The sequence below is a fragment of the Geodermatophilus sp. SYSU D00879 genome (assembly GCF_054050375.1).
In genome coordinates this window covers 459338-483656 of sequence record NZ_JBJGZF010000002.1, presented here as the reverse complement: position 1 = coordinate 483656, position 24319 = coordinate 459338, and the positions used below count along the sequence as shown (strand labels likewise).

Below are 24319 nucleotides of genomic sequence, written 5' to 3'. Positions count from 1 at the left end.
GTGGCTGGGACACGGGCGGGGTGCGCGGGTTTCGGGGGCGGGGGGCGCCCACGGCGGGGCGGCCCCCCGCGGGCGCCCGCGACCAGGACCCACGGGAGCGCCCTCCGCGTCTTCGCGGGCGGCTCCCTCCAGAGAGGAGATCGTCTTGCGCCGAGCGCGGAAGATGAAGGCCGCAGCCCTGCTGCTGGCCGGCAGCATGGCCCTGGCGGCCTGTGCCAGCGACGAGCCCGCCGCCGGCGGCGGGGGCGGCGAGGGCGGCGGCAGCGCCGAGGAGTTGCGCGTGGGCCTCGCCTACGACACCGGCGGCCGCGGTGACCGGTCGTTCAACGACTCCGCCTACGCCGGTGCGTCGGCGGCCGTCGAGTCCCTCGGCGGCGAGCTGCAGGAGCTGAGCCCCAACGACGACGCCTCCAACCGCGCCGAGCTGCTCACCCAGCTGGCCGAGCAGGGCTTCAACCCGGTGATCGCCGTCGGTTTCAACTACGACGACGTCATCGCCGAGGTCGCGCCGCAGTTCCCCGACACCACGTTCGCCCAGGTCGACGGGTCCAACGAGGACGGCGCCAAGGGTGACAACGTCACCGGGCTGGTCTTCGCCGAGGAGCAGGGGTCGTTCCTGGCCGGCGTCGCCGCCGCGCTGAAGAGCGAGAGCGCCCACATCGGCTTCGTCGGCGGCGTGGAGAGCCCGCTGATCGAGAAGTTCGAGGCCGGTTACGTGGCCGGTGCCCAGGCGGTCAACCCGCAGATCGTCATCGACCGGCAGTACATCTCGCCGGCGGGTGACTTCAGCGGGTTCAACGACCCGGCCCGCGGCCAGATCGTCGCCCAGGGCATGTACGACGCCGGGGCCGACATCGTCTACCACGCGGCCGGTGGCTCGGGCGTCGGCGTCTTCCAGGCCGCCGCGGACGCCGGCAAGCGCGCCATCGGCGTCGACTCCGACCAGTACCAGACCGTCGACGACCCGGCGCTGCAGGCCGTGATCATGACCTCGATGCTCAAGCGGGTCGACAACGCGGTGGAGGCGTTCATCGGCGAGTTCTCCGAGGGCACCGCGGAGGGCGCTGCTGACGTCCGCTACGACCTGGAGGGCGAGGGCGTCGGCCTGTCCACGTCGGGCGGCTACATCGACGACATCCAGCAGGACATCGACGGATACGCGCAGCAGATCATCGACGGCTCCATCACGGTCCCGACGACGATCGAGTGACCCTCGTGCGGGTCTCCCCGCACGACTGATCCACCCTGCGACGCGGGCCCGGGCGGTGAACGCCCGGGCCCGCGGTGCGCCGGGGTCGCCCCGGGCTCGGACGGAGCCCGGTGAGTAGGGCACCATACGCACGGCCCCCGGGCCCTGAAGCCGGCGCAGCGGCTGATCCCGCGCGCCGGCGCCGTCCCCAGTGACCTCCCGCCCACCGGCGGGCCACAGCGAGGAGATGCCGGCATGGCACGAGCGGACTCGCCAGCAGACAGCCCGGCGGCGGGCGACGCCCCCCTCGCCGTCGAGCTGCGCGGGATCACCAAGCGCTTCCCCGGTGTGGTGGCGAACCGGGACATCGAACTGCGGGTCCGCCGCGGCGAGGTGCACGCCATCGTGGGCGAGAACGGCGCCGGCAAGTCGACGCTGATGAAGACCCTCTACGGCGAGCACCGCCCCGACGAGGGCCAGGTCCTCGTCGACGGCCGCGAGGTCGCCTTCCGCAGCCCGGCTGACGCCATCGCGGCGGGCATCGGCATGGTCCACCAGCACTTCATGCTGGCCGACAACTTCACCGTCCTGGAGAACGTCGTCCTCGGCAGCGAGCCCACCCGGCGCGGCCGGCTGGACCTCGCCGAGGCGCGCCGTCGGATCACCGACATCTCCGACCGCTACTCCCTCGGGCTGCGGCCCGACGCGCTGGTCGAGGACCTCGGCGTCGGCGACCGGCAGCGGGTCGAGATCGCCAAGGTCCTCTACCGCAACGCGCGGACCCTGATCCTCGACGAGCCGACCGCCGTGCTCGTGCCGCAGGAGGTCGACGAGCTGTTCGCCAACCTCGCCGAGCTCAAGCGCGAGGGCCTGACGGTCATCTTCATCTCGCACAAGCTCGACGAGGTGCGCCGCGTCGCCGACTCGATCACGGTCATCCGGCGCGGCACCACGGTCGGCACGGCCGACCCGAGGACGACGACGTCCAAGCAGCTGGCCGAGATGATGGTCGGCGCCGAGCTGCCCACCCCGGAGACCCGCGAGTCCACCGTCCGCGAGGCCCCCGTGCTGCGACTGGCCGGCGTCACGGTCACCGACGCGGGGCGGCGCCCCGTGGTGGACGACGTCACGCTCACCGTGCGGGAGGGCGAGGTCGTCGGCATCGCCGGCGTCGAGGGCAACGGCCAGGCCGAGCTCGTCGACGCGATCATGGGGCTGCGCCCGCTCGCCGCCGGGTCGGTCGTCCTCGGGACGGAGGACGTCACCGGCTGGAGCACCCGCGCCCGCCGGGAGGCCGGTGTCGGCTTCATCCCCGAGGACCGGCACCGCCAGGGCATGCTGCTGGACGCGCCGCTCTGGGAGAACCGCATCCTCGGCCACCAGACCCGTCCGCCGGCGGTGAAGGGCCCCTTCATCGACCGCCGCGGCGCCCGCGCCGACACCGCGCGGATCATGCGGGAGTACGACGTGCGCGCGCCCGGTCCGGACACGCTGGCCGTCGCCCTCTCCGGCGGCAACCAGCAGAAGCTGATCGTCGGGCGCGAGATGAGCGCCGCCCCGCGGCTGCTGATCGCCGCCCACCCGACCCGCGGCGTCGACGTCGGCGCCCAGTCGGTGATCTGGGAGCTGCTCAAGGACGCCCGCGCGGAGGGCCTGGGGATCGTGCTCATCTCCGCCGACCTCGACGAGCTCATCGGCCTCTCGGACACGCTGCACGTCATGCTCCGCGGGCGGCTGGTGGCCACCCTCGACCCGCGGCGGGTGACCCCCGAGGAGCTCGGCGGGCACATGACCGGCGCGCGGACGACGGCGGGTGCGGCGTGAGCGGCGTCCTCCGGCGGGTGGGGCTCTCCCTGCTCGGCCCGGTGCTCGCCGTCCTGGTCGCCCTGGTGATCTCCGCGGTGGTCATCGCCCTCATCGGGCAGGACCCGCTCGAGGCGTTCGGGGTGATGGTCGACCTCGGCACCACCCCGTCGCAGCAGGTCCAGTCGATCGTCGTGATCCTCAACCGGGCGGTGCCGCTGTTCCTCGCCGGGCTGGCCGTCGCGGTCGCCTTCCGGATGGGCCTGTTCAACATCGGCGTCGAGGGCCAGTACCGGCTGGCCACCATCCTGGCCGCCGCGGTCGGCGCGGCCGTCGTGCTGCCCGGCCCGCTGCACGTGCTGCTCGTCGTGGTCGTCGCGATGGTGGTCGGGGCGCTGTGGGCCGGCATCGTCGGCGTCCTCAAGGTGACCCGCGGCGTCAGCGAGGTCATCAGCTCGATCATGCTGAACTTCATCGCGCTGGGCCTGGCGTCGTTCCTGCTGACCGGCCCGCTGCGCGGCAGCCCGCCGGGCGCCTCGATCATCACGACCGCGGAGATCCCCGAGTCCGGCCGCTTCCCGAGCCTCAACGGGCTGCTCACCGGACTGGGCCTGGCCGCGCCGCGCAGCGGTCTCTACGGCTTCCTGCTGGTCGCGATCGTGGTCGGGGTCGTCGTCGCCGTGCTGATCAAGCGCACCCGCTTCGGGTTCGACCTGCGCGCCACCGGCCTGTCGCCCTCCGCGGCCACCGCCAGCGGTGTCGACGCCCGGCGCATGGTCGTGAAGACCATGCTCATCTCCGGCGCCATCGCCGGCCTGATCGGCATGCCCGACCTGCTCGGGTCGCAGTACGACTACGGCACCGAGTTCACCGCCGGCCTCGGCTTCCTCGGCATCGCCGTCGCCCTGCTGGGCCGCAGCACCCCGGTGGGCATCGCGCTGGCCGCGCTGCTGTTCGCCTTCCTCGACCGGGCGGCACTGCCCCTGCAGTTCGCCGACATCCCGTCCTCGGTCGTCACGATCATCCAGGGCACGATCGTGCTCGCCGTCGTGATCGCCAACGAGATCGCCCGGCGGCTGGCACTGCGCTCGGCCGAACGGGCCGGTGCGTCGGCCGGCCCGGGACCCGACGGCGGCGGGGACGGCGCGGCGCCACCACCTCCCGCCCCGGACGGCGGGCAGCAGGTCCGCGCCGGTGTGCCCGGGGACCAGCAGGGAGCACGAGCATGAGCACCACGGCGCCGACCCGTACCGGACAGCCCAGCCGCGGCCCGCTGACCGACCTGCTGACCGGCGGCGGCCGGGCGCGGCGGGTGCTGTGGGTGCTCGTCGGCCTGTGGCTGCTGTTCTCGCTGGTCCGCGTCATCTCGGGCGAGCAGGAGCTCACCTCGTCCTCGACGCTCCGGGCCGCGCTGCTGCTCGCCGTCCCCATCGGGCTGGCGGCCCTGGGCGGCCTGTGGTCCGAGCGCGCGGGCGTGGTGAACATCGGCCTCGAGGGGATGATGATCCTCGGGACCTGGGGCGCGGGCTGGGCCGGCTACCAGTGGGGCTGGGCCGGCGCGGTCATCGGTGGCGTGGTCTTCGGCGCAGCCGGCGGTCTGCTGCACGCGGTCGCCACGGTGACGTTCGGCGTCGACCACGTGGTCTCCGGCGTCGCGATCAACATCCTCGCCGAGGGCGTGGTCCGCTTCCTGTCCGAGTTGCTGTTCAACGAGAGCACCGGCGGTGGCCCGACGCAGTCGCCGTCGCTGAGCAGCGACCCGCCGTCCTTCTCGCTGCCGGTGCTGTCCTCGGGACCGGACCTGCTCGGCGACCTCGAACGGCAGCACTGGTTCCTGGTCAGCGACCTGGCCGGCCTGCTGCGCGGGGTGACCAGCGGCGTGGGACTGCTCACCCTGCTCGCCGTGCTGCTGGTCCCGGTGTCCTACCTGCTGCTGTGGCGGACGGCCTTCGGCCTGCGGCTGCGCTCGTGCGGCGAGAACCCGGCCGCCGCGGACTCCCTGGGCGTGCCGGTCTACCGGCTGAAGTACCTCGCCGTGATCGTCTCCGGCGCGCTGGCCGGCCTCGGTGGCGTCTTCCTGGTGTTCGTCGCGGGCATCTACCGCGAGGGTCAGACCGGTGGCCGTGGCTTCATCGGCCTGGCCGCTCTGATCTTCGGCAACTGGCGGCCCGGCGGGCTGGCGGCCGGAGCAGGCCTGTTCGGGTTCGCCGACGCCCTGCAGTTGCGCAGCCAGACCGCGGTGGTGGCCCTGCTGCTGCTCATCGCCGTCCTCCTCGTCGTCCTGGCGGTCGTGCAGGCGCGGCGCGGGAAGTGGCTGGTCGCCGGGATCGCCGGGGTCTTCGCCGCCGCCTCGCTGGTCGGGTTCCTGACCATCGACCGGCTGCCCGAGGGGATCGTCTTCTTCACCCCCCACCTGACCACGCTGCTGGTGCTGTCGCTGGCCTCCCAACGGCTGCGGATGCCCAAGGCCGACGGGCTGGTCTACCGAAGAGGAGAGAACTAGATGGGGGACGTCGACTGGGACGCCCTGCGCACGGCGGCCCGGGAGGCCATGACGCACGCCTACGCGCCGTACTCGCGGTTCCCCGTGGGCGTGGCCGGGCTGGTCGACGACGGCCGGGTGGTCACCGGCTGCAACGTCGAGAACGCCAGCTACGGCCTGAGCCTGTGCGCCGAGTGCGGGATGGTCAGCGACCTCGCCCGCACCGGCGGCGGCCGGCTGGTCGCGGTGGCCTGCGTCGGCGGGGACGGGCAGCCGCTCATGCCGTGCGGCCGGTGCCGGCAGCTGCTGTGGGAGCACGGCGGCGCCGACATGCTCATCGAGACGGTCTCGCTGGGCATCGTGCCGATGCGCGAGGTGCTGCCCGACGCCTTCGGCCCCGACGACCTGGTCGCCGCGGCGGAGCGGGGGCAGGGCTGATGGCCGCGTTCGACGCCATCGACGTGCTGCGCGCCAAGCGCGACGGCGACCGGCTCACCGACGAGCAGATCCGCTGGGTGATCGGCGCCTACACCGACGGCGCGATCCCCGACGAGCAGATGAGCGCGCTGCTCATGGCGGTGTTCTTCCAGGGCATGTCCGCCGACGAGCTGTCGGTGTGGACGCAGGCGATGATCGACTCCGGCGAGCGCAAGGACCTGTCCTCGCTGGGCCGGCCGACCGCCGACAAGCACTCCACCGGCGGCGTCGGCGACAAGACCACCCTGCCGCTCGCGCCGCTGGTCGCCGCCTGCGGCGTGGCCGTGCCGCAGCTGTCGGGCCGGGGCCTGGGCCACACCGGCGGCACGCTGGACAAGCTGGAGTCGATCCCCGGCTGGCGGGCCGACGTCCACGAGGACGCCTACCTCCGGCAGCTGGCCGAGGTCGGCGCGGTCGTCTGCGCCGCAGGGCACGACCTCGCGCCGGCGGACAAGAAGCTCTACGCGCTGCGCGACGTCACCGCGACCGTCGAGTCGATCCCGCTCATCGCCAGCTCGATCATGAGCAAGAAGATCGCCGAGGGCGCCGACGCGCTGGTGCTCGACGTCAAGACCGGCTCCGGGGCGTTCATGAAGGACCCGGAGTCCTCCCGCGAGCTGGCCCGCACGATGGTCGGCCTCGGCGAGGCGGCCGGGGTGAACACCGTGGCGCTGGTGACCGCCATGGACCGGCCGCTGGGCCGCGCCGCCGGCAACGCCGTCGAGGTCGCCGAGTCGGTGGAGGTCCTCGCCGGCGGGGGCCCGGCCGACGTCGTCGAGCTGACCCTGGCCCTGGCGCGGGAGATGCTCACCGGCGCCGGCCGGCCCGACGTCGACCCCGCCGTCGCGCTGCGCGACGGCCGGGCGATGGACGTGTGGCGGCGGATGATCGCCGCGCAGGGCGGCGACCCCGACGCGCCGCTGCCGCAGCCGGCGGAGAGGCACGTGGTGACCGCGCCGGCCACCGGCACGCTCACCCGCCTGGACGCCTACGCCCTCGGTGTCGCCGCCTGGCGGCTGGGCGCCGGCCGCGCCCGCAAGGAGGACCCGGTCTCGGCCGCCGCCGGCATCACCTGGACGGCGACGGTGGGGGAGCGGGTGACCGAGGGCCAGCCGCTGCTCGAGCTGCACACCGACGACGCCGCGCGCATCCCGCGGGCGCTGGAGGCGCTGGAGGGCGCGGTCGGCGTCGACACCGGCGACGAGCCGCTGCCCCTGCTGATCGACCGCATCTCGGCCTGACCCGTCCCGTGCACTTCCGCGGATCTGCTCGGGGCACATCCGCGGAAGTGCACGGACGCCGGGGCGGTCGGCGCGGGGCCGCGATCGGAGAGGACACTGGGTCCTCGTGACCAGCACGTCCGCGGTGCCGACCTCCACCGCCGCCCCGCGCGCCGGGGAGCCCCTCGACCCGGACGCGGCGATCTCCGTCCGCGGGCTGGTGAAGCGCTACGGCGCCGCCACCGCCGTCGACGGACTGGACCTCGACATCCGGCGCGGCGAGATCTTCGCCCTGCTCGGCCCCAACGGCGCCGGCAAGACGACGACGGTCGAGATCTGCGAGGGCTTCCGCGACCGCGACGGCGGCGAGGTGCGGGTGCTCGGCACCGACCCGGCCGCGGGCGGGCGCCGGTGGAAGGCGCAGCTGGGCATCGTGCTGCAGTCCGGCGCCGGGGACAGCCAGCTGACCTGCCGCGAGCTGCTGCGCGCGCAGGCGTCCTACTACCCCGACCCGCGGGACCCCGACGAGGTGCTCGAGCTGGTCGGGCTGACCGAGAAGGCCCGCGCCCGCGGCCGCTCGCTGTCGGGCGGGCAGCGCCGCCGGCTCGACGTCGCGCTCGGCATCGTCGGCCGCCCGTCGCTGCTGTTCCTCGACGAGCCGACCACCGGCTTCGACCCCGAGGCGCGGCGGCAGTTCTGGTCACTGATCCGCTCGCTGCGCGACCTCGGCACCACGATGCTGCTCACCACCCACTACCTGGACGAGGCCGAGGCGCTGGCCGACCGGGTCGGCGTCATCGCGCGCGGCCGGCTGGCCGAGGTCGCCGTCCCGTCGGAACTGGGCGGCCGCGGGCGGGCACCGGCGGTGGTCAGCTGGACCGAGGACGGCGTCCGGCGCAGCGCGGCCACCGCGACCCCGACGGCGTTCGTCCGCGAGCTGTCCGCCCGCTTCCCCGGCGAGGTGCCCGACCTGGCGGTGGCCCGCCCGACCCTCGAGGACGTGTACCTGCAGATGATCGGGGAGGCCCGCGCGTGAGCGCCGGAACTGTCACCCGGGAGCGCGCCGCGCTGCCGTCGCTGCCCGCCGTCTACCGCTCCCGCGCCGGGGTGGAGCTCAAGGAGTTCTTCCGGCAGCGCGAGTCGGTGGTGTTCACCCTCGTCTTCCCCGTGCTGCTGCTCGTGGTGTTCGGCGCGGTGCTCGACTACGACCTGGGCGACGGCGTCACCTTCGTCCAGTACTTCGTGCCGGGGGTGATCGCCGCGGGCATCCTCGGCGCCAGCCTGCAGAACATGGCGATCTCCATCGCCACCGAGCGCGCCGACGGCACGCTCAAGAGCCTGTACGGCACCCCGATGCCGCGCAGCGCCTACTTCGTCGGCAAGGTCGTGCAGGTCCTCGCCGTCACGGTGCTGATCATCGCGCTCCTGCTCGTGATCGGCGCCGTCTTCTACGACGTCGAGCTGCCCTCCGGCCGCGACTGGCTCACCTTCGCCTGGGTGACCGCGCTCGGCGCCGCGGCGTGCACGCTGCTCGGCATCGCCGTCTCCAGCCTGGCGCGCAACGGCCGGTCGGCGTCGGCCACGGTCACGCCGATCGCCCTGGTGCTGCAGTTCATCTCCGGCGTGTTCTTCCAGTTCAGCCAGGTGCCGGTCTGGATGCAGACGGTCGCGGCGCTGTTCCCGCTCAAGTGGATGGCGCAGGGCCTGCGCTCGGTGTTCCTCCCCGACGCGCTCGCCGCGCAGGAGCCGGCCGGGTCCTGGGAGCTCGGGCGGGTGGCGCTGGTGCTGGCCGTGTGGTGCGCCGCCGGTCTGGTGCTGTGCGTCCTGACCTTCCGCTGGCAGGAGCGCGGCACGAGATAGCGTCGGGTGGTGCCCGCACCACTCGACGCCGACTCGGTCCGCCGCGCGCCCAAGGTCCTCCTGCACGACCACCTCGACGGCGGGCTGCGTCCGCAGACGGTGCTCGAGCTGGCCGACGAGGCGGGCTACCGCGCCCTCCCCGCCTCTGACGCGGAGTCGCTGGGGACCTGGTTCCGCGAGGCGGCCGACTCCGGCTCGCTGGTGCGGTACCTGGAGACGTTCGCGCACACCGTCGGGGTGATGCAGCGGCCCGAGGCGGTGCGCCGGGTGGCCCGCGAGTGCGCTCTCGACCTCGCCGCCGACGGCGTCGTGTACGCCGAGGTCCGCATGGCGCCGGAGCTGGTGACCGCGGGCGGCACCCCGATCGAGGAGGCCGTGGAGGCGATCCTCGACGGCTTCGCCGCGGGCAGTGCCGAGGCGGCCGCGGCGGGGACGCCGATCACGGTGGGCGCGCTTCTGTGCGCGATGCGGCAGGAGGACCGCTGGGAGGAGGTCGCCGGCCTCGTCGTCCGGTACCGGGACGCCGGCGTCGTCGGCTTCGACCTGGCCGGTCCGGAGATCGGCTTCCCGCCGGACCGGATCCCGGGGGCGATCGCGCTGCTCGACCGCGCCGGGGCGCACCGCACCATCCACGCCGGGGAGGCGGCCGGCGTCGACAGCATCCGGGCGGCGCTCGACGGCGCCCGCGCCGAGCGGCTCGGCCACGGCGTGCGGATCGCCGACGAGGTGCCGATGGAGGGCCCGCTCGGCCCGCTGGCGCGGCGGGTGCTCGACGAGCAGGTGCCGCTGGAGGTCGCGCCGTCGTCGAACGTGCAAACCGGCGCCTACCCCTCGCTCGCGCGGCACCCGGTGGGCCGGCTGCACCGGCTGGGCTTCGCGGTCACGGTCAACACCGACAACCGGCTGATGAGCGGCGTCTCGGTGACCAGCGAGCTGACCGACGCCGCCGCCGCCCACGGCTGGGGCTGGGACGACCTCCAGACGGTCACCGAGCGGGCCCTGGCCGCGGCGTTCACCGACGACGCCGAGCGGGCCCGGCTGCTCGACGACGTCGTCCGCCCGGGGTACGCCGCCCTCCGCGGGTGATCACGGCCACCGCCCGCCGCGGAAGGGCGGACCGGGCGGCGCTGTTACCGTGGGTGTGCCGGCACTCGCCGGACATCCTCCCGGACGGTCCGTCCGGGCATGAGCGCATCCGTGCAGATCGCCGCGTCGTCGACGCCCGCGGTCGCCAGTGAGGACGCCCGGCCCCGTCGCAGGGGTGGCGCCCGCGCACCACCACGGGACGCGCCCGAGCTGTATCGGAGTCCCCACCCCCGCATGACCACGTCCGACACCGTCGACGTCCAGAGCACTCCCGACACCCCCGCCCCGGCGGGCCCCACGTTCGCCCAGCTGGGCCTGCCCCAGCAGCTGGTGACCGCCCTCGAGCGGCGCGACATCCGCGCTCCGTTCGCCATCCAGGCCTCCGTCCTGCCCGACGCCCTCGCCGGGCGCGACGTGCTGGGCAAGGCGGCCACCGGGTCCGGCAAGACCCTGGCCTTCGGCCTGCCGATGCTCTCCCGCATGGGCCTCACCGCCCGCCGCGGCCCGCGCGCCCCGCGCGCGCTGGTGCTCGTGCCCACGCGCGAGCTCGCCCAGCAGGTCTCCGACAACCTGGCCCCGCTCGGCCAGGCCATCGGCACCCAGTTCGCCACCGTCTACGGCGGCGCCTCGATGGGCCGCCAGATCTCGCAGCTGCGCCGCGGCGTCGACGTCGTCGTCGCCACCCCCGGCCGGCTGCAGGACCTGATCAGCCAGCGCGAGGTCACCCTCGCCGAGGTCGAGGTCAGCGTCGTCGACGAGGCCGACTTCATGTCCGACCTCGGCTTCCTGCCCGTCGTGCAGGAGCTGCTCGACCAGACCCGCCCCGACGCCCAGCGGCTGCTGTTCTCGGCCACGCTGGACGGCGAGGTGGACACGCTGGTCCGCCGCTACCTGACCGACCCCGCCCGGCACGAGGTCAAGCGCCCCGGCGACGACGCCCCGCCGGCCGAGCACCTGGCCTACAGCGTCGCCTTCCGCGACAAGGTGCCGGTGACCCAGGAGCTGGCCGCGCGGCCGGGCCGGACGATCGTGTTCGCCCGCACCCAGCTCGGCGTCGACCGGCTCACCGAGAACCTGCAGGCCGTCGGCATCAAGGCCGAGGCGATCCACGGCGGGCTGCCGCAGTCGGCCCGCCGCCGGGCGCTGGAGGCGTTCACCGACGCCCGCAGCCCCGTGCTGGTGGCCACCGACGTCGCCGCCCGCGGCATCCACGTCGACGACGTCTCGCTGGTCCTGCACTACGACCCGCCGGCCGACCACAAGACCTACCTGCACCGCTCGGGCCGCACCGCCCGCGCCGGCGCCGGCGGCGTCGTGGTCTCGCTGCTGCTGCCCGACCAGGTCGGCCAGGCCAAGCGGCGGTTCCGGCAGGCGAAGGTGGACCCGCAGGTCAGCCGCATCCGGCCGGGCGACGCCCCGATCGCCGAGCTCGTCGCCAGCGGCGTGCCGGTGGAGCCGATCGAGCGGCCGGCCCGCGAGTCGCGCCGTCCGCACGGCGGCCCCGGCGGCCGGCGTCCGCGCCGCGACGGCGACCGCCCGCGCCGCTCCTACGGCGACGGCGACCGCGGCCGTCGCGACGACCGTCCGCGCCGGCCCTCCGGGGACCGCGACCGGTACCGCGGCCCCGGCGAGGGCCACCGCGGCGGGCGGTCCGACCGCCCCGCGCCCGCGCGCGACTGACGGAGGACCCCGCGTCCCCCCACCGCCCACGGTGGGTCCCTGACGCGGGGCCTCTCCGGCACCTCACCACGGCCGGCCCCGGGACCCCGGGGCCGGCCGTGGTGCTCTCCGCGCTCGCTCGTGCTCTGCCTGCACCTGTGTGCAGAGCGCGAAGGGGAGAGCCGTGGTACTCCGCGGGACGCTCGTGCTCTGCCCACACCTGTGGGCAGAGCACGAGCTCGCGGTGGAGAGGACCCGGCCGCCGGGCCGTGCCCCGGATCCGGTCCCGGACCGGGGGACGACCGTCAGTGGCGGAAGACCAGCGCCCCGCCGACCTGGGCGACGACCTCGTCCCAGGCCTCCCGCACCGGGGCGGCGTCCTCGGCGCGCAGGGTGGCGCCGGGCTCCCGCTCGCCGCGCGCGACCGCGCGACCCAGCGGCGCGGTGGGGGCGAGCAGCTCGTCGACCCGCGTGAGACCCGCGTACTCGGCGACGTCGCGCACGCCCTCGACCGGCTGGGCGAACACCCGGTGGTCGGCCAGGCCCGCCGCGCCCCCGGCCACCTCGGCGAGCACCTCGGACAGCTCGGTGAGGTCGTAGCGGTCCTGCTCGGCCGGCAGCGGCATGACGTCGGTGTCGGCCACCTCCGGCCAGGACGCGATCTCGGTGAGGTCGTGCTGCTCGTCGCCGGCGCAGAACCGGGCCAGGTCGGCGGGGGTGTCGAACAGGTAGACCTCGCCGTCGCGGCCGAGGAACCGGGCGACGTCCTCCACGTAGCAGCGCAGCGTCACGCCGGCGCCCTCGGGGACGACGAGCTCCACCGGGAGGATGCCGACGGCCTCCCAGAACTCCGCCGCCGCGGCGACCGCGGCCGGGGTCGCGGTGATCCGGCTGCCGCCGCGGATGGTGCTCACCCCGGCGGTGGCCGCCTCCTCCGGCGCGGCGGCGGTCGAGCCCGCGGCCGGGCGGTCGCCCGAGGCGTCCGGGGCCCGGGCGACGGTGGCCTCCGCGCCGCGTCCGGCGCGGGCACCGGCGGGCGCCTCGTCGGTCAGGTCCTCGTCGGTCAGGTCCTCGTCGGACAGGTCCTCGTCGGACAGGTCGTCGTCGGTCTCGTCCTCGTCGGCGGCCGAGGGGTAGGCCGCGAGGGTGGTCGTGCCGGCACCGGTCCAGTCCAGGTGCGCCGACAGCTCCTCGAGGACGTCCTCCCACAGCTCGTCGAGCGCGCCGCCGACCCCGATCCAGGCGTCCTCGCCCGAGCGGCCGACGAACGCGTCGACCCCCAGGCCCAGGGACCCGATCTCCGGCCGGGCCACCAGCTCGGCGAGGGAGGGGAACTCGGTCTCCTCGTCGCCGTCGAGGTCCTCGTCGGCGTCCTCGTCGTCGGTGTCCGCGCCGGCCCGCGCGGCGGTCGCGCCCTCCTCGTCGTCGTCCCCGGCGGTGTCCAGGCACTCGGCCAGCCGGCTGACGATGTCGATGGTGGCCGCGAGCTCCTCGACCGCCCACCGGTCCGGGTTCTCGGCGGCGATGTCGTAGACGCCGTCGAGGTCGTAGCGGTGGTCGTCGTCGGGCGTCAGGTCCGCGGCGCCCAGCCCGACCACGACCGGCCAGACCGGGTGGTCGGCGAGGTCGTGGTCGGTGGCGGTGCGGCAGAACGCGGCGAGCGCGGCCGGGGTGGGGAAGAGGTGGACCGTGGCGGTCTCCCCCTCGGAGGTGCCGAGGAAGGCCTGCCACTCCTCGCCGTCCTCCTCCCACGGCGGCGCCCAGAGGGTGTAGCCCGTGCGGTCGTCGACGGTGAGGGCGATGGGGACGATGCTGGGCCTGGCCACGGAGCCCATCCTGCCCGGTGCGCCTGGGAGCGCACCCCCGGGTTCAGGCGTGCACCGGCTCGCCCCGGTCGACGTGGTGACCGGGCCGAGCCGGTGCACGCGGCGGGCTGAGGGCCGTCAGACCCCGATCGGGTGCCAGACCGTCTTGGTCTCCAGGAACCGCGTCATCCGGCCGGTGCCGGGGTCGGCGGTCCAGTCCGGCTCCTCCGCCGGCGGGCGCAGCACCCGCTTGATGCTGCCGGCCGCCAGCCGCTCGAGCTCCATGGCCCGGCCGGCGGGAGCGCCGGTCAGGTCGACGGCGTCGACGTCGTCGTGCTCGGCCAGCCAGGGGCCGATCTCGCCGGCGTCGCCGGTGAGCAGGTTGACCACGCCGCCGGGGACGTCGCTGGTGGCCAGCACCTCGCCGAGGGTGACCGCCGGCAGCGGCCGCTCGTGCGAGCTGACGACGACGGCGGTGTTGCCGCCCGCGAGCACCGGCGCCAGCACGCTGACCAGGCCGAGCAGCGACGAGCGCTGCGGGGCGAGGACCGCGACGACGCCGGTCGGCTCGGGCAGGGAGAAGTCGAAGAACGGCCCCGCGACCGGGTTGGCGCTGCCCAGGACGGCGGCCAGCTTGTCGGTCCACCCGGCGTACCAGACCCAGCGGTCGATGGCGGCGTCGACGACGGCGCGGGCGCGACCGGCCGACAGCCCCTCGCCGGCGGCGACCTCCTCGCAGAACTGCGCGTGCCGGCCCTCCATCACCTCCGCGACCCGGTAGAGGACCTGGCCGCGGTTGTAGGCGGTGGCGCGCGACCACTTCCCGAACGCGGCCCGCGCGGCGACCACGGCGTCGCGGGCGTCCTTGCGGGAGGCCAGCGCGGCGTTGGCGAGGAACGTCCCCTTGTGGTCGGTGACCTCGTAGGTGCGGCCGGACTCCGAGCGCGGGAAGGCCCCGTTCACGTACAGCTTGTAGGTCTTGCGGACGGCGAGCCGCTCGCTGCCGATCACCGGGAGCTCTCCTTCAGGTACGCGGCGAGCCCGTGCCGGCCGCCCTCGCGGCCGTAGCCGGACTGCTTGTAGCCGCCGAACGGCGACGTCGGGTCGAACTGGTTGAACGTGTTGGCCCACACCACGCCGGCGCGCAGCCGGTCGGCGATCGCGAGGATCCGCGAGCCCTTCTCGGTCCAGATGCCGGCCGACAGCCCGTAGGTGGTGTTGTTGGCCTTTGCCACCGCCTCGTCGGGCGTGCGGAAGGTCAGCACCGACAGCACCGGGCCGAACACCTCGTCGCGGGCGATCCGGTGGGCGGGGGAGACGTCGGTGAACACCGTCGGCGGGAACCAGAAGCCGCGGTCGGGCAGGTCGCAGGCCGGCTGCCAGCGCTGCGCGCCCTCGGCCTCCCCGATCTCCACCAGCTCCCGGATGCGCTCCAACTGCGGGTGAGAGTTGATCGCGCCGATGTCGGTGTTCTTGTCCAGCGGGTCGCCCACCCGCAGCGTGCCGATCCGCCGCTGCAGCGAGGCGATCACCTCGTCGTGGATCGACTCCTGGACCAGCAGCCGCGAGCCCGCGCAGCAGACGTGGCCCTGGTTGAAGAAGATGCCGCGCACGATGCCCTCGACGGCCTGGTCGATCGGGGCGTCGTCGAAGACGATGTTGGCGGCCTTGCCGCCGAGCTCCAGGGTCAGCGCCTTGCGGGTGCCGGCGACGGCGCGGGCGATCGAGCGGCCCACCTCGGTGGAGCCGGTGAACGCGACCTTGTCGACGTCCTCGTGCTCGACGACGGCCCGGCCGGTGTCGCCGGCGCCGGTGACGATGTTGACCACGCCCGGCGGCAGGTCGGCCTGCCGGCACACCTCGGCGAACAGCAGCGCGGTCAGCGGGGTGGTCTCGGCCGGCTTGAGGACGACGGTGTTGCCGGTGGCCAGCGCCGGGGCGACCTTCCACGCCAGCATGAGCAGCGGGAAGTTCCACGGGATGACCTGGCCGGCCACGCCGTGCGGCCGCGGGTCGGGCCCGAGGCCCGCGTAGGCGAGCTTGTCGGCCCAGCCCGCGTGGTAGAAGAAGTGCGCCGCGGCCAGGGGGACGTCGACGTCCCGGGACTCCCGGATCGGCTTGCCGTTGTCCAGGGACTCCAGGACGGCGAACTCGCGGGCCCGCTCCTGCAGGATCCGCGCGATCCGGAACAGGTACTTGCCGCGGTCCGCGGGGCGCATCGGGCCCCACACCCGGGTGTACGCGCGGCGGGCGGCCTTCACGGCGCGGTCGACGTCGGCCTCGGTGCCCACCGCGATCTCGCTGAGCACCTCCTCGGTGGCCGGGTTGACCGTCTTCATGGTCTCGCCGGAGCCGTCGACGAACTCGCCGTCGACGAACAGGCCGTAGGACGGCGCGACGTCGACGATCGAGCGGGACTCGGGGGCGGGGGCGTACTCGAACAGGGGGCTGGTGGTCATCAGTCGACGCTCACGTGGTCGGGGCCGGAGTAGTGGCCGGTGCGCAGCTTCTGCCGCTGCAGGAGCAGGTCGTTGAGGAGGCTGGAGGCGCCGAGGCGGAACCAGTCGGGGGACAGCCAGTCGGCGCCGACGGTCTCGTTGACGAGCACCAGGTGCTTGATCGCGTCCTTGGTGGTGCGGATGCCGCCGGCGGGCTTCACGCCGACCTGGGTGCCGGTGGCGGCGCGGAAGTCGCGGACCGCCTCGAGCATCACCAGGCACACCGGCAGCGTCGCGGCGGGGGAGATCTTGCCGGTGGAGGTCTTGATGAAGTCGGCGCCGGCGAGCATCGCCAGCCACGAGGCGCGGCGGGCGTTGTCGTAGGTGACCAGCTCGCCGGTCTCGAGGATGACCTTGAGGTGCGCGTCCCCGCAGGCCTCCTTCACGGCGACGATCTCCTCGAACACCTCGAGGTAGCGGCCGGCGAGGAACGCGCCGCGGTCGATGACCATGTCGATCTCGTCGGCGCCGTTGCCCACGGCGTCGCGGACGTCGGCGAGCTTGACCTCCCGGCTGGCGCGGCCGCTGGGGAACGCGGTGGCGACGGCGGCGACGTGGATGCCGGTGCCCTCCAGGGCCTCCCGCGCGACGCCCGCCAGGTCGCCGTAGACGCAGACGGCGGCGACCGCCGGGGCGGTCGGGTCCCCGGGGTCGGGCCGGCGGGCCTTGGCCGCCAGCGAGCGGACCCTGCCGGGGGTGTCGGCGCCCTCGAGGGTGGTCAGGTCGACCATCGAGATCGCGGTGTCGATCGCCCACGCCTTGGCCGTGGTCTTGATCGAGCGGGTGCCGAGGGTGGCGGCCCGCTGCTCGGCCCCCACCTGGTCGACACCGGGCAGGCCGTGCAGGAAGGCGCGGAGGGCGGCGTCCGAGCGGGTCACGTCGTCGAACGGCGCCGCGGGCCCCGGGCCGGGCCGGGTCCCGGCCGCCAGCGTCCCGGGGTCGAGCACGTGGGTCATGCGCCCATCCTCCCAGTGCGACCGGTCACTCCGGGACCGCGGTCACCCGGGGGGAGCCGGCCGGGCATGGCAGCGTGGGGACGTGGCGACGACGACGAGACCGGCCCTGCTGTCCTGGACCACCGTCGCGCCCGTGGCCGCGGTGGTCCTCCTGGCGCTCACCTGGGGGCGGGACCCCGGGGCGCTCGTGGTGGTGGTCGACGCGGTCGCCCTCGTCGGCGCGGTGCTGGCCGCGGTCCACCACGCCGAGGTGGTCGCCCACCGGGTGGGGGAGCCGTTCGGGTCGCTGGTGCTCGCCGTCGCGGTCACCGTCATCGAGGTCGGGCTCATCGTCACGCTGATGGCGTCCGGCGGCCCGGAGGCGGCGTCGCTGGCGCGGGACACCGTGTTCGCCGCGGTGATGATCACCTGCAACGGCATCCTCGGGCTGTCGGTGCTGCTGGGGGCGCTGCGGCACGACGTCGTCGTCTTCAACCGGGAGGGGGCCGGGGCGGCGCTGGCGACGGTCCTCACCCTCGCGGTGATGTGCCTGGTGCTGCCCACCTACACGACGACCGTCAGCGGGCCGGAGTTCTCGACGGCGCAGCTGACCTTCGCCGCGCTCGCCTCGCTCGTGCTCTACGGCGCGTTCGTGGTCACCCAGACCGTCCGGCACCGCGACTTCTTCCTCCCCGTCCCCGTCGGCGGCAGCCGCGACGACGAGGACGAGCACGCCGACCCGCCGTCGGGCCGCACCGCGCTGACCAGCCTCGGGCTGCTGCTGGTGGCGCTGGTCGCCGTCGTCGGGCTGGCGAAGGTGGAGTCCCCGGCGATCGAGGCCGGGGTGGCCGCGATCGGCTTCCCGCAGTCGTTCGTCGGCGTGGTGATCGCGCTGCTGGTGCTGGCCCCCGAGACCCTGGCGGCCGCCAACGCCGCCCGCCGCAACCGGCTGCAGACCAGCCTGAACCTGGCGTTCGGGTCGGCGATGGCGAGCATCGGGCTGACCATCCCGGCGATCGCGGTCGCCTCGATCTGGCTGGACGGGCCGCTGCTGCTCGGCCTCGGCGCCACGCAGATGGTGCTGCTCGCGGTGACCGTCGTCGTCGCGGTGCTCACCGTGGTGCCCGGCCGGGCGACCCGGCTGCAGGGCGTGGTGCACCTGGTCCTGCTCGCCGGCTTCCTGTTCCTGGCCGTCGCGCCCTGACCGATACGGTGGCGCCCGTGCAGCTGACCGTCGTCGACCACCCGCTCGCCCGTGCCCGTCTGTCGCGGATGCGCGACGAGCGGACCGACAACGCCGCGTTCCGGGCCGCGCTGCGGGAGCTGACCCAGATGCTGGTGTACGAGGCCACCCGCGACCTCGCCGTCGCCGAGGAGCCGATCACCACCCCGGTGACGACGACGACCGGCTACCGGCTGGCCGCGCCGCCGCTGATCGTGCCGGTGCTGCGGGCCGGGCTCGGCATGGCCGACACCGCGCACGGGATGCTGCCGGAGTCGCAGATGGGCTTCGTCGGCCTGGCGCGCAACGAGGTGACCTTCCAGCCCGAGGCGTACATGGCCTCGCTGCCGGAGAGCCTGGTCGGCCGGCACGTGTTCGTGCTGGACCCGATGCTGGCCACCGGCGGCTCGCTGGTGCACTGCTGCACGCTGCTCACCGAGCGCGGCGCCACCGAGATCACCGTGCTGTGCGCGCTGGCCGCGCCGGTCGGCCTCGAGCGGCTGGAGCAGAGCGGCCTGCCGCTGCGGGTGTTCACCGCCAGCGTCGACGAGGGCCTCAACGAGAAGGCGTACATCGTCCCGGGCCTCGGCGACGCCGGGGACCGCCAGTTCGGCGCGGTCTGACCGTGCGGTTCGCCGTCCTGGGCACCGGCCACTGGGCCCGCACCGTGCACGCGGCGGCGATCGCCGCGCACCCCACCGCGGAGCTCGCCGGGATCTGGGGGCGGGACGCGGCCAAGGCCGCCGACGTGGGCGCGGAGTTCGACGTCCCCGGCACCGACGACCTCGCGGCGCTGCTCGAGCAGGTCGACGCGGTGTCGGTCGCCGTCCCGCCGGACGTGCAGGTGCCCCTGGCCGAGCAGGCGGCCGCCGCCGGCCGGCACCTGCTGCTGGAGAAGCCGATCGGGCTGACCGTCGACGAGGCCGACCGGGTGGTGACGGCGGTGCGGTCCGCGGGGGTCGCCTCGGTCGTGTTCTTCACCTTCCGGTTCCAGGCGCAGACGACGTCGTGGCTGGCCCAGGCCGGCCGCACCCGGCTGGCCGGCGGCGCCGCCTCGTGGCTGTCGGCGCTGGCCGGGAGCCCCTTCGACTCGGCCTGGCGCCGCCGCTACGGGGCGCTGTGGGACATCGGCCCGCACGCGCTGTCGCTGCTGGTGCCGGCGCTGGGCCCGGTGGTGTCGGTGCAGGCGGGGGCGGGCGCCGGGGACACCGTGCACCTGGTGCTGCAGCACGCCACTCCCGGCGTGGCCTCGACCGTCACGCTGTCGCACACCGTGGCGCCGCTGGCCACCGGCATCGAGTTCTCCGTCCACGGCGACGCCGGGCGGCTGGTGCTCCTGCCCGACACCGAGAGCCCGATCGCGTCGCTGACGGCGGCGGTCGACGAGCTCACCGCCGCGGCGGTCACCGGTGGCGCGCACCCGTGCGACGTCGGCTTCGGCCGCGAGGTCGTCGTCGTGCTGGCCGCCGCCGAGCGGGCGCTGGCCTCGGGCTGCCGGGAGGACGTCCCCACCTGAGGCCGACTTGCGGCGCGGCCTCCAGTCGCGCGCAAGGGCCGGACAAGCACCGGCCGACACCGTCTCCCCCGACGACAGGGAGCCCCGGGACCCGGGGCCGGACAGGGAGACGACATGAGCGAGTACTCGTACCTCGGCCACGACCACGCGAACGCGCGGGCGGTCTCGGACAGCAGCTGGTACGTCCGCCGCGGCCGGATCGACCGGCGCACCTACTGGCTGCACTACGCGCTGCCGCTGTGGGCGGCGAGCGTCGCGGCGATCTGGGCCGACATCGCGTTCGGCACCGCCTGGTACACGGCGAGCTACGAGTCCTACGGCTACTACTCCTACAGCGCCGACGTCACCTTCTCGGGCGGGCCGATCACCCTGCTGGCCTCGCTGGCGCTGTTCGCGCCCTCGATCAGCGCGGCGGTGACCCGGCTGCACGACACCGGCCGCTCGGGCTGGTTCCTGCTGTGGGGCCTGGTCCCGATCGCCGGCCCGATCGTCCTGCTCGTGACGCTCGGCTTCTCGCCGAGCGAGCCCGGCCGCAACCAGTACGACGGCGCCCCGCACCCGGCCCGGCGGGAGCCGCGACTCGCGACCCGGTGAAACCGGTTGACCGGACCGGCCAGCCTGGAGGGGTGCGGATGACCTTCTCCCGGCTGGCCGACCGGCGTCCGGTGGAGACCCGCGTGGAGCGCGACGACGGCGTGGTGTTCGCCCTGCGCGGCGCCGGGGGCGGGGCCGACCTGCCGCACGACCTGGTGCACGCGCTGGTCGAGGCCGAGCTCGGGATGCGCGAGGGCATCTGGGGCTGCATCGCCGACGGCGTCGTCTGGACGACGATGCGCCACGTCTCCGGGCGGCAGCCCCCGCACGCGGCCGAGCGGTCGGCCCGGCTCAAGCGGGAGCGCGCGGCCGCCGTCACGCGGGCCGAGGGCGTGGCCGACCTCGTGTCCCGCTCCGCGCGCGGCGCGGCGGTGCTGCCGGGCGAGGCAGCCGCGCTGGACCTGCCGCCGCAGCGGCTGGCCGCCGCCGCGGCCGCCCTGGCCGACGCGGGGCGGCGCTGGCGGGCGCTGCCGGTGGGGGAGAGCTGGGCCCTCGAGTGGTCCCCTCCCCGGGTCCGCCCGGGGCGACGCCGCAGGTGAGGGACCCGTCCGGCACACTCCGGGCGTGATCATCGTGCTGGTCGGGGTGGTCGTCCTCGCACCCGTGGTCGTGATGGCCGACCTCCGCCGCTGGCGGCCGCTGCCGGTGCTGCTGTGGCTCCTCGGCACCGCCGCCGCCGTGCTGTGGGTGGAGACCCGCGACGCCGCCGGCACCCACGCCGGCGTGCTCACCGGGATCGGCTGGCTGGTGATCGCGCTGCTCGCCGCGGGCGGCTCCGTGGCCGCGGGCCGGCGCGGCACCGGCACCCGGCCCCGCCACGGCGGCTGACCGGCCTCAGCAGCCCAGGGCGGCGGCCAGCTCCTCGAGCGAGGACACCGACAGGTCGGCGTCGGGGTCGCTCGCCGGCGGCACCCGCGTCCCACCGAACTCGGCGGGCCGGTGCACGTACGCCGTCCGGAGCCCGCGGGCCCGCGCGGCGGCCAGGTCGTCGACGTGCGCGGCCACCATGAGCACCGCCGGCGGCGGCAGTGCCAGCAGCCGGGCCGCGGAGTCGTAGACCTCCGGGTCGGGCTTGTAGCGGCCGACGACCTCGGCGCCGAGCACGAGGTCCCACGGCAGCCCGGCCCGCCGCGCCAGGTCCACCTGCAGCCGCACCCCGCCGTTGGACAGCGGCGCCAGCACGAACCGCCGCCGCAGCCGGGTCAGGCCCGGCACGGCGTCCGGCCACGGGTCGAGCCGGTGCCAGGCCAGCACGAGCTCCGCGGCGACGTCGTCCGGGACGGGGCCCGCGCCCACCTCGGCCAGCGCCTCCGGCAGCGACTCGCGGTGCAGCACGTCCAGTGGGACGAACGGCCGCCCGCCGGAGCGCACCCGGTCCATCGACGGCCGGTACCGCGCCCGCCAGGCGTCGGCGAACGCGTGCGCGTCGACGCCCGGGCCGAGCAGCCGGGCCGCCTCCCGGGCCACGCCGGCGCGCCAGTCCACGACCGTGCCGAACACGTCGAGGACCAGCGCGCCGACGTCCACGGCTACAGCCCCAGCGCGTGCGCCATCTCGCCGCGCAGCTGGTCGAGCTCGTCCGCGCCGCGGCCCCGGGCGGCGATGATCCCGGCGTCGTCGTGCACCGGGACCACCGTCTCCAGGTACGCCTTGAGCTTGGGCTCGGTGCCGCTGGGCCGGACCACCACGCGGACGCCGTCGCCGAGCAGCCGGACGGCGTCGACGGGCGGGTCCTCGGCCAGCAGGTCGCTGGCCGTGACCGCCCGGCCGAGCAGCCGGGCCGGCGGGGCGGCGCGCAGCCGCTCCATGGCGCCGGAGATGAGCGAGAGGTCCTCCACCCGCACCGACAGCTGGCCGGTGGCGAACAGCCCGTGCTCGCGCGCCAGCTCGTCGAGCCGGTCGACCAGGGTGCGGCCGCTGCCCTTCAGCTCCGCGGCCAGCAGCGCGACGGCGAGGGCGGCGGAGATGCCGTCCTTGTCGCGGGCCACCCCCGGGGTGACCGCGTAGCCCAGCGCCTCCTCGTAGCCGAACACCAGCGGCTGGTCCTCGGTGCCGGCGCGGACGATCCACTTGAAGCCGGTCGGCGTCTCGGCGAACCGCACGCCGTGCGCCTCCGCGAGCGCGGACAGCAGCGAGCCGCTGACCAGCGAGGCCGCGTAGGTGCCGCGCACGCCGCGGCGCAGCAGCCAGTCGGCGAGCAGTGCGCCCACCTCGTCGCCGGTGAGCTGCCGGCCCTCGCACACCACCGAGCAGCGGTCGGCGTCGGGGTCCTCGGCGATGGCGACGTCGGCGCCGCAGCGGTCGGCCAGCGCGAGCAGCAGGTCGACCGCGCCGGGCTCCTCCGGGTTGGGGAAGGTGACCGTCGGGAACGCCGGGTCGGGGGCGTCCTGCTCGGGCACGCTGACCGGCGGGGCGAACCCGGCGGCGGCGAACACCGCCCGCGTGGTGGCCGCGCCGACGCCGTGCATCGCGGTGTAGGCCACGGTGAGGTCCGCCCGCGCGGCGGCGTCGACCCGCTCGGGCTGCAGCGCGCGCACGACGGCGGCCACGTACCCGGCCTCGACGTCGTCGCCGAGGGTGGTCCAGTCGTCGGAGGTGGGCACCTCGCCCGCCGGGCCGACGGCGGCGATCGCGGCCTCGATCTCCCGGTCGGCCGGCGGCACGAGCTGGGCGCCGTCGGCGAGGTAGACCTTGTACCCGTTGTCCTGCGGCGGGTTGTGGCTGGCGGTGACCATCACGCCGGCCACGCACCCCAGCGACCGGACCGCCGACGACAGCACCGGCGTGGGCAGCGGGCGGGGCAGCACCGAGACGGTGAACCCGGCGGCCGAGAGCACCGCGGCGGTGACCCGGGCGAACTCGTCGGAGCGGCGCCGGGCGTCGAACCCGACGACGACGGCCCCGCCGCCGTGCCCGTGCGCGGCCAGCCAGGCGCCCAGCCCGGCGGCGGCCCGGGTGACGACGGCGGCGTTCATGCCGGCCGGCCCGGCGCGCAGCGGCCCGCGCAGCCCGGCGGTGCCGAAGGTCAGCGGCCCGGCGAAGCGGTGCGCGAGCTCGGCGGTGTCCCCGGCGGCGACCAGCGCCTCGATCTCGGCCCGGTCGCCGGGGTGCGGGTCGGCCGCGGCCCACTCTCGGGCGGTGTCCAGGACCGGGCCGGTCACGGCAGGCGCCCGATGAACTCGACCAGGAACTCCCCGAGCCGCCCGGCGGCGGCCTTGCCCGCGGCGAGCACCTCCTCGTGGTCCAGCTTCTCGCCGGTGATGCCGGCCGCGGCGTTGGTGACCATCGACAGTCCCAGCACCTCCATACCGGCGGCGCGGGCGGCGATCGCCTCGAGCGCCGTGGACATGCCCACGAGGTCCGCGCCGAGGGTGCGCAGCATGCGGATCTCGGCCGGCGTCTCGTAGTGCGGGCCGGGCAGCGCGGCGTAGACGCCCTCGGTGAGGTCCGGGTCGAGGGAGCGGGCCAGCTCGCGCAGCCGCGCGGAGTACAGGTCGGTGAGGTCGACGAACGTGGCGCCGACCAGCGGCGAGCGGGCGGTGAGGTTGAGGTGGTCGGCGATCAGGACCGCCTGGCCGACCCGGTGCTCCGGCGCGAGGCCGCCGGCGGCGTTGGTGAGGACGACGGTGCCCACCCCGGCCGCGGCGGCGGTGCGGATCCCGTGCACCACCGGCTCGACGCCGCGGCCCTCGTAGAGGTGGGTGCGGCCGAGGAAGAGCAGCACCCGCCGGTCGCCGACGCGCACCGACCGCACCTGCCCGCCGTGCCCGACCGCCGTGGGGGCGGCGAAGCCGGGCAGGTCGCCGATGGCGACGGAGGCCGCGGCCTCCCCGAAGGCGTCGGCCGCGGGGGCCCAGCCCGAGCCCATGACGACGGCGACGTCGTGGCCGTCCCCGAGGGCTGCGGTCAGGTCGGCGGCGGCGGTGGCGGCCAGGGCCGCGGGATCGGGTGCGCTCACCGGGCGACGCTAACC

General features: G+C 75.4%; 23 protein-coding genes. 16 read left to right on the top strand and 7 right to left on the bottom strand.

Features of this window, described 5'->3' with window-relative positions; translation table 11 throughout:
• Nucleotides 1–145 precede the first annotated feature (145 nt).
• The 10 genes from ACI79B_RS05650 to ACI79B_RS05605 all read left to right on the top strand — a co-directional run bounded on the left by ACI79B_RS05650 (nt 146) and on the right by ACI79B_RS05605 (nt 11797).
• Complete coding sequence (locus ACI79B_RS05650) at nt 146–1210, top strand: BMP family lipoprotein (protein WP_456930024.1); 1065 nt, start codon at nt 146–148, stop codon at nt 1208–1210.
• Between the two features lie 234 nt (nt 1211–1444).
• Complete coding sequence (locus ACI79B_RS05645) at nt 1445–3013, top strand: ABC transporter ATP-binding protein (protein ID WP_456930023.1); 1569 nt, start codon at nt 1445–1447, stop codon at nt 3011–3013.
• Nucleotides 3010–4221 carry an ABC transporter permease gene (locus tag ACI79B_RS05640; protein ID WP_456930022.1) on the top strand — a complete coding sequence of 404 codons (1212 nt, stop codon included), beginning with the start codon at nt 3010–3012 and terminating at the stop codon, nt 4219–4221. Before ACI79B_RS05645 ends, ACI79B_RS05640 begins: the two co-directional genes overlap by 4 nt.
• The gene (locus ACI79B_RS05635) at nt 4218–5495 is read left to right on the top strand and encodes an ABC transporter permease (RefSeq protein WP_456930021.1); all 1278 of its coding nucleotides are present in this window, start codon (nt 4218–4220) and stop codon (nt 5493–5495) included. The genes ACI79B_RS05640 and ACI79B_RS05635 overlap by 4 nt, the downstream gene beginning before the upstream one ends.
• Nucleotides 5496–5912, top strand: a complete 417-nt coding sequence (locus ACI79B_RS05630) for a cytidine deaminase (protein WP_456930020.1) — start codon at nt 5496–5498, stop codon at nt 5910–5912. It abuts the gene before it with no gap.
• Nucleotides 5912–7192 carry a thymidine phosphorylase gene (locus tag ACI79B_RS05625; protein WP_456930019.1) on the top strand — a complete coding sequence of 427 codons (1281 nt, stop codon included), beginning with the start codon at nt 5912–5914 and terminating at the stop codon, nt 7190–7192. Before ACI79B_RS05630 ends, ACI79B_RS05625 begins: the two co-directional genes overlap by 1 nt.
• A 106-nt stretch (nt 7193–7298) precedes the next feature.
• Nucleotides 7299–8207, top strand: coding sequence for an ABC transporter ATP-binding protein (locus ACI79B_RS05620; RefSeq protein WP_456930018.1), 909 nt, complete (start codon nt 7299–7301; stop codon nt 8205–8207).
• A complete protein-coding gene (locus tag ACI79B_RS05615) occupies nt 8204–9031 on the top strand; it encodes an ABC transporter permease (protein ID WP_456930017.1) in 828 nt (275 codons plus the stop codon). Before ACI79B_RS05620 ends, ACI79B_RS05615 begins: the two co-directional genes overlap by 4 nt.
• Before the next feature lie 9 nt (nt 9032–9040).
• Nucleotides 9041–10117, top strand: a complete 1077-nt coding sequence (locus tag ACI79B_RS05610; protein ID WP_456930016.1) for an adenosine deaminase — start codon at nt 9041–9043, stop codon at nt 10115–10117.
• A gap of 234 nt (nt 10118–10351) precedes the next feature.
• A complete protein-coding gene (locus ACI79B_RS05605; RefSeq protein WP_456930015.1) occupies nt 10352–11797 on the top strand; it encodes a DEAD/DEAH box helicase in 1446 nt (481 codons plus the stop codon).
• A 284-nt stretch (nt 11798–12081) separates the two neighbouring features.
• On the opposite strand, the gene ACI79B_RS05600 is transcribed toward ACI79B_RS05605, so the two are convergent.
• The 4 genes from ACI79B_RS05600 to deoC all read right to left on the bottom strand — a co-directional run bounded on the left by ACI79B_RS05600 (nt 12082) and on the right by deoC (nt 17035).
• Nucleotides 12082–13602 carry a hypothetical protein gene (locus tag ACI79B_RS05600; RefSeq protein WP_456930014.1) on the bottom strand — a complete coding sequence of 507 codons (1521 nt, stop codon included), beginning with the start codon at nt 13600–13602 and terminating at the stop codon, nt 12082–12084.
• Between the two features lie 117 nt (nt 13603–13719).
• Nucleotides 13720–14592 carry an aldehyde dehydrogenase family protein gene (locus tag ACI79B_RS05595; RefSeq protein ID WP_456930013.1) on the bottom strand — a complete coding sequence of 291 codons (873 nt, stop codon included), beginning with the start codon at nt 14590–14592 and terminating at the stop codon, nt 13720–13722.
• On the bottom strand, nt 14589–16040 hold the full coding sequence (locus tag ACI79B_RS05590; protein ID WP_456930012.1) for an aldehyde dehydrogenase family protein: 1452 nt from the start codon (nt 16038–16040) through the stop codon (nt 14589–14591). Before ACI79B_RS05590 ends, ACI79B_RS05595 begins: the two co-directional genes overlap by 4 nt.
• Nucleotides 16040–17035 carry a deoxyribose-phosphate aldolase gene (deoC, locus tag ACI79B_RS05585; RefSeq protein WP_456930011.1) on the bottom strand — a complete coding sequence of 332 codons (996 nt, stop codon included), beginning with the start codon at nt 17033–17035 and terminating at the stop codon, nt 16040–16042. Before deoC ends, ACI79B_RS05590 begins: the two co-directional genes overlap by 1 nt.
• 82 nt (nt 17036–17117) lie before the next feature.
• Between deoC and ACI79B_RS05580 the strand changes: the two genes are divergently transcribed.
• From ACI79B_RS05580 to ACI79B_RS05555, 6 genes are all read left to right on the top strand, one after another.
• Nucleotides 17118–18218, top strand: coding sequence for a calcium:proton antiporter (locus tag ACI79B_RS05580; protein WP_456930010.1), 1101 nt, complete (start codon nt 17118–17120; stop codon nt 18216–18218).
• A gap of 17 nt (nt 18219–18235) precedes the next feature.
• Nucleotides 18236–18859 carry a uracil phosphoribosyltransferase gene (gene upp / locus ACI79B_RS05575; RefSeq protein ID WP_456930009.1) on the top strand — a complete coding sequence of 208 codons (624 nt, stop codon included), beginning with the start codon at nt 18236–18238 and terminating at the stop codon, nt 18857–18859.
• 2 nt (nt 18860–18861) lie between these two features.
• Nucleotides 18862–19752: a Gfo/Idh/MocA family protein gene (locus tag ACI79B_RS05570; protein WP_456930008.1), complete on the top strand. Its 891-nt coding sequence runs from the start codon at nt 18862–18864 to the stop codon at nt 19750–19752.
• Nucleotides 19753–19866: 114 nt separating this feature from the next.
• Nucleotides 19867–20346, top strand: coding sequence for a DUF805 domain-containing protein (locus tag ACI79B_RS05565; protein ID WP_456930007.1), 480 nt, complete (start codon nt 19867–19869; stop codon nt 20344–20346).
• A 38-nt stretch (nt 20347–20384) separates the two neighbouring features.
• Nucleotides 20385–20885 carry a hypothetical protein gene (locus tag ACI79B_RS05560; protein WP_456930006.1) on the top strand — a complete coding sequence of 167 codons (501 nt, stop codon included), beginning with the start codon at nt 20385–20387 and terminating at the stop codon, nt 20883–20885.
• Between the two features lie 25 nt (nt 20886–20910).
• Nucleotides 20911–21174 carry a hypothetical protein gene (locus ACI79B_RS05555; protein WP_456930005.1) on the top strand — a complete coding sequence of 88 codons (264 nt, stop codon included), beginning with the start codon at nt 20911–20913 and terminating at the stop codon, nt 21172–21174.
• A 6-nt stretch (nt 21175–21180) separates the two neighbouring features.
• On the opposite strand, the gene ACI79B_RS05550 is transcribed toward ACI79B_RS05555, so the two are convergent.
• From ACI79B_RS05550 to ACI79B_RS05540, 3 genes are read right to left on the bottom strand one after another with little or no spacing between them, the layout of a single operon-like run.
• Nucleotides 21181–21873, bottom strand: a complete 693-nt coding sequence (locus ACI79B_RS05550; RefSeq protein WP_456930004.1) for a haloacid dehalogenase type II — start codon at nt 21871–21873, stop codon at nt 21181–21183.
• Nucleotides 21874–21875: 2 nt separating this feature from the next.
• Entirely contained in the window at nt 21876–23507 is a 1632-nt protein-coding gene (locus tag ACI79B_RS05545; RefSeq protein ID WP_456930003.1) for a phospho-sugar mutase, read from the bottom strand.
• On the bottom strand, nt 23504–24304 hold the full coding sequence (locus ACI79B_RS05540; RefSeq protein ID WP_456930002.1) for a purine-nucleoside phosphorylase: 801 nt from the start codon (nt 24302–24304) through the stop codon (nt 23504–23506). Before ACI79B_RS05540 ends, ACI79B_RS05545 begins: the two co-directional genes overlap by 4 nt.
• Nucleotides 24305–24319 lie beyond the last annotated feature (15 nt).

Coding starts and splice junctions, on each gene's coding strand:
- ACI79B_RS05625 (WP_456930019.1), top strand. CDS start 5,912: ATGGCCGCGTTCGACGCCATCGACGTGCTGCGCGCCAAGCGCGACGGC.
- ACI79B_RS05565 (WP_456930007.1), top strand. CDS start 19,867: ATGAGCGAGTACTCGTACCTCGGCCACGACCACGCGAACGCGCGGGCG.
- deoC (WP_456930011.1), bottom strand. CDS start 17,035: ATGACCCACGTGCTCGACCCCGGGACGCTGGCGGCCGGGACCCGGCCC.
- ACI79B_RS05630 (WP_456930020.1), top strand. CDS start 5,496: ATGGGGGACGTCGACTGGGACGCCCTGCGCACGGCGGCCCGGGAGGCC.
- ACI79B_RS05560 (WP_456930006.1), top strand. CDS start 20,385: ATGACCTTCTCCCGGCTGGCCGACCGGCGTCCGGTGGAGACCCGCGTG.
- ACI79B_RS05590 (WP_456930012.1), bottom strand. CDS start 16,040: ATGACCACCAGCCCCCTGTTCGAGTACGCCCCCGCCCCCGAGTCCCGC.
- ACI79B_RS05605 (WP_456930015.1), top strand. CDS start 10,352: ATGACCACGTCCGACACCGTCGACGTCCAGAGCACTCCCGACACCCCC.
- ACI79B_RS05635 (WP_456930021.1), top strand. CDS start 4,218: ATGAGCACCACGGCGCCGACCCGTACCGGACAGCCCAGCCGCGGCCCG.
- ACI79B_RS05645 (WP_456930023.1), top strand. CDS start 1,445: ATGGCACGAGCGGACTCGCCAGCAGACAGCCCGGCGGCGGGCGACGCC.